The sequence below is a fragment of the Actinomycetota bacterium genome (assembly GCA_018334075.1).
Classification (GTDB): Bacteria; Actinomycetota; Coriobacteriia; order Anaerosomatales; family UBA912; genus JAGXSC01.
On sequence record JAGXSC010000020.1, the window covers coordinates 1 to 6,003 of the forward strand.

The 6,003-nt window shown below is 61.6% G+C and carries 8 protein-coding genes; all 8 read right to left on the reverse strand.

Annotation, left to right across the window (positions count from 1 at the left end):
- The coding region (locus tag KGZ89_03050; protein ID MBS3973827.1) for an ABC transporter permease subunit at window positions 1-853 on the reverse strand (853 nt) is incomplete at its 3' end.
- On the reverse strand, window positions 837-1,772 hold the full coding sequence (locus tag KGZ89_03055) for an ABC transporter ATP-binding protein (protein MBS3973828.1): 936 nt from the start codon (window positions 1,770-1,772) through the stop codon (window positions 837-839). The genes KGZ89_03055 and KGZ89_03050, both read right to left, overlap by 17 nt.
- A complete protein-coding gene (locus KGZ89_03060; protein ID MBS3973829.1) occupies window positions 1,769-2,977 on the reverse strand; it encodes a zf-HC2 domain-containing protein in 1,209 nt (402 codons plus the stop codon). The genes KGZ89_03055 and KGZ89_03060 overlap by 4 nt, the downstream gene beginning before the upstream one ends.
- 5 nt (window positions 2,978-2,982) lie before the next feature.
- Window positions 2,983-3,531: a sigma-70 family RNA polymerase sigma factor gene (locus tag KGZ89_03065; protein ID MBS3973830.1), complete on the reverse strand. Its 549-nt coding sequence runs from the start codon at window positions 3,529-3,531 to the stop codon at window positions 2,983-2,985.
- Window positions 3,532-3,744: 213 nt separating this feature from the next.
- Entirely contained in the window at window positions 3,745-4,857 is a 1,113-nt protein-coding gene (locus tag KGZ89_03070; GenBank protein ID MBS3973831.1) for a VanZ family protein, read from the reverse strand.
- A 46-nt stretch (window positions 4,858-4,903) separates the two neighbouring features.
- Window positions 4,904-5,434, reverse strand: coding sequence for a hypothetical protein (locus KGZ89_03075; GenBank protein ID MBS3973832.1), 531 nt, complete (start codon window positions 5,432-5,434; stop codon window positions 4,904-4,906).
- 34 nt (window positions 5,435-5,468) lie between these two features.
- Complete coding sequence (locus tag KGZ89_03080; GenBank protein MBS3973833.1) at window positions 5,469-5,675, reverse strand: TOBE domain-containing protein; 207 nt, start codon at window positions 5,673-5,675, stop codon at window positions 5,469-5,471.
- A gap of 160 nt (window positions 5,676-5,835) precedes the next feature.
- Window positions 5,836-6,003: universal stress protein (locus KGZ89_03085; GenBank protein MBS3973834.1), on the reverse strand; the 168-nt coding region annotated here is incomplete at its 5' end.

The following is a 6,003-nucleotide window of genomic DNA, read 5'->3' on the forward strand; positions in this document are numbered from 1 at the left end:
CCATCCATACACTCGGCGACTCCGCCGGGGTCAGGATGGAGCCCCCGCCTCCGCCCAGCAGTAACAGTCCCCCAGGCAAGAGGTATTCGATCGCCTTTCTGTACATCGCGTCGGCCGGGAGAAGCAAGCTCGATATGATTCCGAGGTTGACCATCGTTTCGTTCTCGATCGCGCTCCCGATCTGCTCGATGAACCCGCCGACGAACGAGATGCCGTACGCCGTCGCGCACAGCACTCCGTTGGCAAGTGTCGGCAGCCTGGTGGTGCCGAGCATCGCCAATCCGAGAAGCGCGAGCGGAGAGAGTGTCAGAAGCGCCATTGCGGTCGGCACGTTGGCCACGGGCGCTCCGATCAACCATCGGGCAAGCCCTATCAGTGCACTCATGAAGGCCAGATTGTGGAGGACTAGCATCAGGCCGATGCCGAGCGCTTTTCCTACGAGGAGCTCTGTCCTGCGAATAGGACGGACGAGCACCCCATGGAGCAAGCCCGTATCGAGATCACTCGAGATTGCCGCCACGGAAGCGAACACCGCCGTCAGGCCGACGATGAGGCTTGCCGGAAACAGACCCACATACAGCAACTGAGCCGCGAGCACGTTTTCCATGAGGGCATCGGTAGCAGCGTGGCCGCTGACTGCCGTATCCTGTGACGCGAAGTGCAGCGCTAGTCCGTACAGCGCAAGGTACCCAGCGGACATCACGACCGCGGCGATGATCATCTTGCGTTGCCACGCCTCCCGAAAGGTGAGCCCGGCGACGACCGCAATCCGTCGCGCCGATCCGGCGATCCCGTCGGCGGTCACTGATGCTTTGCGCGGAGACGCTGATGTGACGCTACTCCCGCCGTGCATTTTGCGCCTCCTTTACTGCATCGAGGAACAGTGCTTCGAGGGTCCGTCTCCGCCTGACCACACCAGTTACCCGTGCTCCTTCCGAGACCAAGCGCTCCACCAGCCCTGGGATGCGACTCTCATCCGGAAGACCGGCCACGAGGCGGAGCGGCTCGTCGACAAGGACGCTGGCCTCCAGGGGACGCAGCCTCAAAGCCGCACCCGCGAACGGCTCGGCGAGGGTGATCTCCACCTCACACGGTCCGGACAGCAACGCCGAGAGCGGTCCGGACTCGATCACCCTCCCGTGATCGATCACCGCCACCTCGTCGCAGACGGATTCGACTTCAGTGAGCAGATGACTGTTGAGGAAGACCGTCACGCCACGCTCGCGCGCGGATAAGAGTATCTCTCTCACCTCGTACCGGCCAAGAGGGTCGAGCGCGGACGTCGGCTCGTCAAGGATGACCAGGTCTGGATCGGCCAACAGCGCGCACGCGAGTCCAAGGCGTTGCGTCATGCCTTTACTGAAGGAGCGGATCTTGCCGCTGTCCTGGGATTTGAGGCCCACCAGATTGAGCACACGCTTGGAGCTCTCGGCAATCGCCCCCGACTCCATCCCGGCAAGACGGCCGTGTAGCCTGAGTAGCTCAGAGGCGGTCAGCCAATCCTGGTAGCGGAAGACCTCGGGCAGAAACCCGATGCCGGTCCTCGCGCCCAGGTCGCCTAGCGGTCTCCCTAGTACCTCGGCGCGGCCGCTGGTCGGTGCGATCAGGCCGACCATCATTTTCACGAATGTGCTCTTTCCGGCCCCGTTCGGACCGAGGAACCCGAAGATGTGCCCCCTGCGAACTCGGAGGCACACCTCCTCGCATCCGACCTTGCGACCGTAGTGCTTCGTCAGGCCGTCGGCGTCTATGACAAGCGACGTGGCAGTCATCGGATCATGGACTCCGCGATCGCGATCGCCCTCTCCTCACCATAAGTGAATACGGCACGCAAGATGCCATCCTGCTGCCAGATGACCGACACCATGGTCATGGGCTCAGTCTCCCCTAGGGAAGTCCCCTCGGCGGTCGAGGGGTCACCGGAGTCCTGCGCCGCCGCGTCAATGGCTTCGCCCGTTACCTCCGGGTATACCAGAACCGCGGGTATCCCGCCAATCGAAATCTCGCGCGCGCTGCCATCGATGTTGGGAACGATCAGCGTGTGTTGCCAATTGTCGATGGATTCGAGCTGCTGCCGTACGTGCTCAGGCAAGAGCGGCAGGCTTATCAGCACATCGCGAAGCTCGAGCGGATTCACACCTTCCGGCACGATAAGCTGTGGGCTGCGCGCCTGACCGATGTGGGCATACTCGTTGATATAGTGCTCCGAATTCTCCGCGTAGCTCGCGAACACCATGGCAGGTACTCGGATTTCAAAAGCCTCACCGTCGAGCGATCTGGGGAGCTCCTGCTCGCTTCCGTAGTAAGCAAGCAGATCGTTGACCTCATCCACATTGAGCTTGAACTTCATGGTAAGGCCGCTCTCAAGCGACAGTACCGGAGTGCCTGCGACGCCTGTATCGGGAAGTACGATCGGGAAGTCGACGGCGGCCTGGGCTTCCTCCAAGGTCACCTCTCGCGATTCCTGATCGCCTTCGATCCACACTTCACCGAGAGCCCCCATGTTAACGTGCCCGGTAGCAGCCTCCAAATCAAAAGCGATACGCTGCAGATCGGACTGGGTAAGCGCGATGGTTCGTATTTGTTCGACGCGAAAGACGCTCAACATATCCGCTGCGGCGCTGCGAACCTGCGGGAATCCTAGCGATGAGATCGCGAGCACGGCCACGGCGATGGAGGCCGCTCTGCCCCAGCCAAACTCGACCACGCGCTCTCTCCAGTTCCACCGCCGCGCAGACGCCGGGCTGCGAAGCGAGGGCACGGATGCGATCGGCTCCTTTGGCGTCTCTCCCGCGACCGATTCTGCGATTTGCAGTCTTCCGAGTGCATCCGCCGCGAACAGACGGTCCTCCCGCAGACGCTCGACCGTGCGGTCACATCGTTCACATGTGCTCAGATGCGCCTCTATCTGTGCTCGCGCCTCCGAACTCGACTCGTCGTCGACGTACTCCATCAACTCGCCATCTTCGTAATGCATAGCACTCACTTCCTCTTTTCTCTCGAGGACTCGGCGGAAAAGCCCTCGTACACCTCACGGAATCGACTTTGCGCCCTTGCCAGCGTGGTGCCCACAGAGCCGGGGGCGACTCCTATTACTTCAGCTATCTCGGCGTATGTGGACCCCGAGTAGCGCAGCAGGAGAACAGTGCGGTCACGCGCGCCTATTCTGGTCAAGGCGTCGCGCACATCGATGGCCTCTTCCAGAGAAGAGCTCCCGCATTCGCCAGTGTGTTGGCATAGAGCGTCTTGCACACCGGCCCGGTCTTCGCGCGCCCGGCGGCGCTCCTCGGCTCGGAAGTGGTTGTAGGCTAGGTTGGACGCTACGCGCAGTAGCCAAGGACCGGGGTCGCGCACAGCTCCTGATCCATCGGCGGCTGCACGCTCCCATAGCCGCACGAACGCCTCCTGCGCCAAATCCTCAGAGACCTGCAGATCCCCAGTGAGGTACCGGAGGTGCCGTACGATCCTTGTTCGCTCGGAGGAGAACAAGGATTCGAAATCGTGCGGGCCGGATGCTGCGCGCGCTTCCATCGAGAGCACTCCTCCTCCTTGCATTAAGAACCTCCTGCTGCCGTGTCCACCGGGATGCCCGAACCGGTCACCCTCTCCTGTGATATAGACACCGCAGCCGGCTGATCTGTGACACGGCTCCTACCCTGGCAAGCGCCACTCGCGGGTGAGGGCTCAGGTTACCGCGTGGAGATGAGGGGGTGCAACCGGGCGAGGTCTGCACTTCACCGGGATTCAGTAGGCTCCGAAGATGTCAGTCACATCACGGCGGTCGGCAGTGCGGAAGACCACGTCCAAAGCCAAGCCTTCCAGCCCTGCGCTTGAGGGCACGGCTACAGCGAAGTACCTGTCGATCGGTCCCTCGAAGACGGTGCGGCCTGTCTTCGTTTTGAGACTGACAGTCGAGGCGCCAGCGTCGTTCCGCCCGACAACGTAGACCACCGGCGATTCGCCCGCGGCGGGATTGTGGCTCGTGACGCGAATCGAGTAACGCGAGCCTGCACCCCTGAGTGGGTCGCTCCAGCCAAGCTTCGTGTAGCGACCAGGAAGAACCCGCTTGAACTCCACGTGCTGGTGCACTTCAGAGGCACCCTCGCCTGACTTCGCGACGAGCACCACGAAGTTGCCCGAATCGGCGCGTGCCACAACGGACCCGCCTGTCATGCCTAAGGTCGCCTCCTCGTAGATAGCGCTCTCGCTCAAGGTGCCGGACAGAACCTGCGGAACGATCAGGCCGAGCGTCAGCACGATCGTCACGGACACCGGAAGCCACGCCGCCAGCAGAGGCTCGCCCTTCGTGTCCGAGCCCGCAGCATTCATCAAAGCCGCTAGACTCGGTAGACGCTGCGCTAAACGATTCAGCAGCAGAAACGCCGAGTAGCCGACGAGGGCTCCGGCGACGTTCAAGAAGACGTCGTCCACATCGGTGGCCCGCACACGGGTTGGGAGCTGCAGGAGCTCGATCGCGATTGAGATGAGCGCCACACGCCACGCAAGAGCACTGACGGAACGGAGCCTCCGGAACAGCAGCGGCAGCAAGAGGCCGAGCGGCACGAACATAACGATGTTGCCAGCGATGTTCCTCAGGGCCGTGGCACTATCAGTCTGTTGCACGAGCTGCATGATGCTGGCGAACGGCACGAAACTGAACCGGCCATGCCAGTCGTAGAAGATGATGTTCATTGGGAAGAACGTGACAACTGCCACAGCGACCAAGTACATGAAGAGGACGGCCACCACGCGCTCTCTGGTCGCGTCGCCGCCCGACGAGCGCCAGCGCGCGATTCGCCACGTGCCGAACACTAAGCACGCGATAGCGATGAATCCCCCTGCTCCGATCGAGATCACGCTTCTCCTTACAGGTCTATGTCGAACGTGTGGTAGCGGGGGTTCGCTACCCCTTACTTTCTTCGCCAGCTGGGTACAGCCGGGCCGCAATGGAGGGGGCGAACCGCGTCAGCACCACGCCAATCACCAACTGTAGTGCCGGGATGGCCGTGTACGAGAAGGCGCCCCAGGCGTCTTGGCCAGGGACCGGGTAGCCTTCCCAGACCGACGTGAATGCGAGCGACTGCTGGATGACTTGCGAGACAGCGAGGAGCAACGACGGCACTGCACTGGCCACGAGCCAGATCCCCATCAGTATCAGTCCGAGTCTCAGCGCCTCCTGAGGTTCGACGGCTCCAGGCGCCTCGGTGTCTTCAAACAACATCTCAGCGACCGCGTGGCGCTGGATAATAAGAACGACCCCCAGCAAGAACGCGACGAGGGCGGGAATCATGGCGGTGAGGTAGACCCAAGCTGGCAGAGAGCCCATGTCGAAGGCGAGTGTTGCGTAAGTAATCGGGACGCCGGAAAGCGCGATGGCCTGACTGATGAGCATGATGCCCGCGAAGACGATGCCAACAACCCCGAACTTCCTCAACTTACCCCCTCGATCTCGCCCGGTTGCTCTGGTACTACTCGACTGCGAGTATTACATTATCAGCCTTGATCACCGCGACGACTTGGGCACCCGTGGTCAGACCCAGTTCTTGCACCGCGTCCATCGTCACTACGGCAGTCAGCTTCTGTCCACCGACGTCCATGCTGACCTGTGCCTCCACAGCACCTTCCTTGATTGCGGTCACCGTGCCCCTGAGTTGGTTGCGAGCTGACAGCCTCATGAAGACTCCTCTCTTCGTGCCCAGAATATACATCGTAAGTATACATAATAGCCGCGGTGACGCCGCCCGGCCGAGCTGTCGACGCCGAAACGAGGAGACCCTAACACTTCAGACGGTACTCATTTCGGGGGCGGACCAGCCGGCGATGACTCGCGGTAATCTAGTGGACCACCATGACAGGGCATTTAGACAATCGAGTGACTTTGTCCGCAGTGCTCCCGATGAGTATTCTGCTTATGCCGGTCAATCCAGTGGTTCCCATGACGATGAGGTCCACTTTCTCGCGTTCGGCCACCTTAAGGATCGTCTCGGTCGCTCTTCCATGTTC

Excerpts from the sequence above, each read along its gene's own strand:
- KGZ89_03055 (MBS3973828.1), bottom strand. The coding sequence starts at position 1,772 with ATGACTGCCACGTCGCTTGTCATAGACGCCGACGGCCTGACGAAGCAC.
- KGZ89_03060 (MBS3973829.1), bottom strand. The coding sequence starts at position 2,977 with ATGCATTACGAAGATGGCGAGTTGATGGAGTACGTCGACGACGAGTCG.
- KGZ89_03065 (MBS3973830.1), bottom strand. The coding sequence starts at position 3,531 with ATGGAAGCGCGCGCAGCATCCGGCCCGCACGATTTCGAATCCTTGTTC.
- KGZ89_03080 (MBS3973833.1), bottom strand. The coding sequence starts at position 5,675 with ATGAGGCTGTCAGCTCGCAACCAACTCAGGGGCACGGTGACCGCAATC.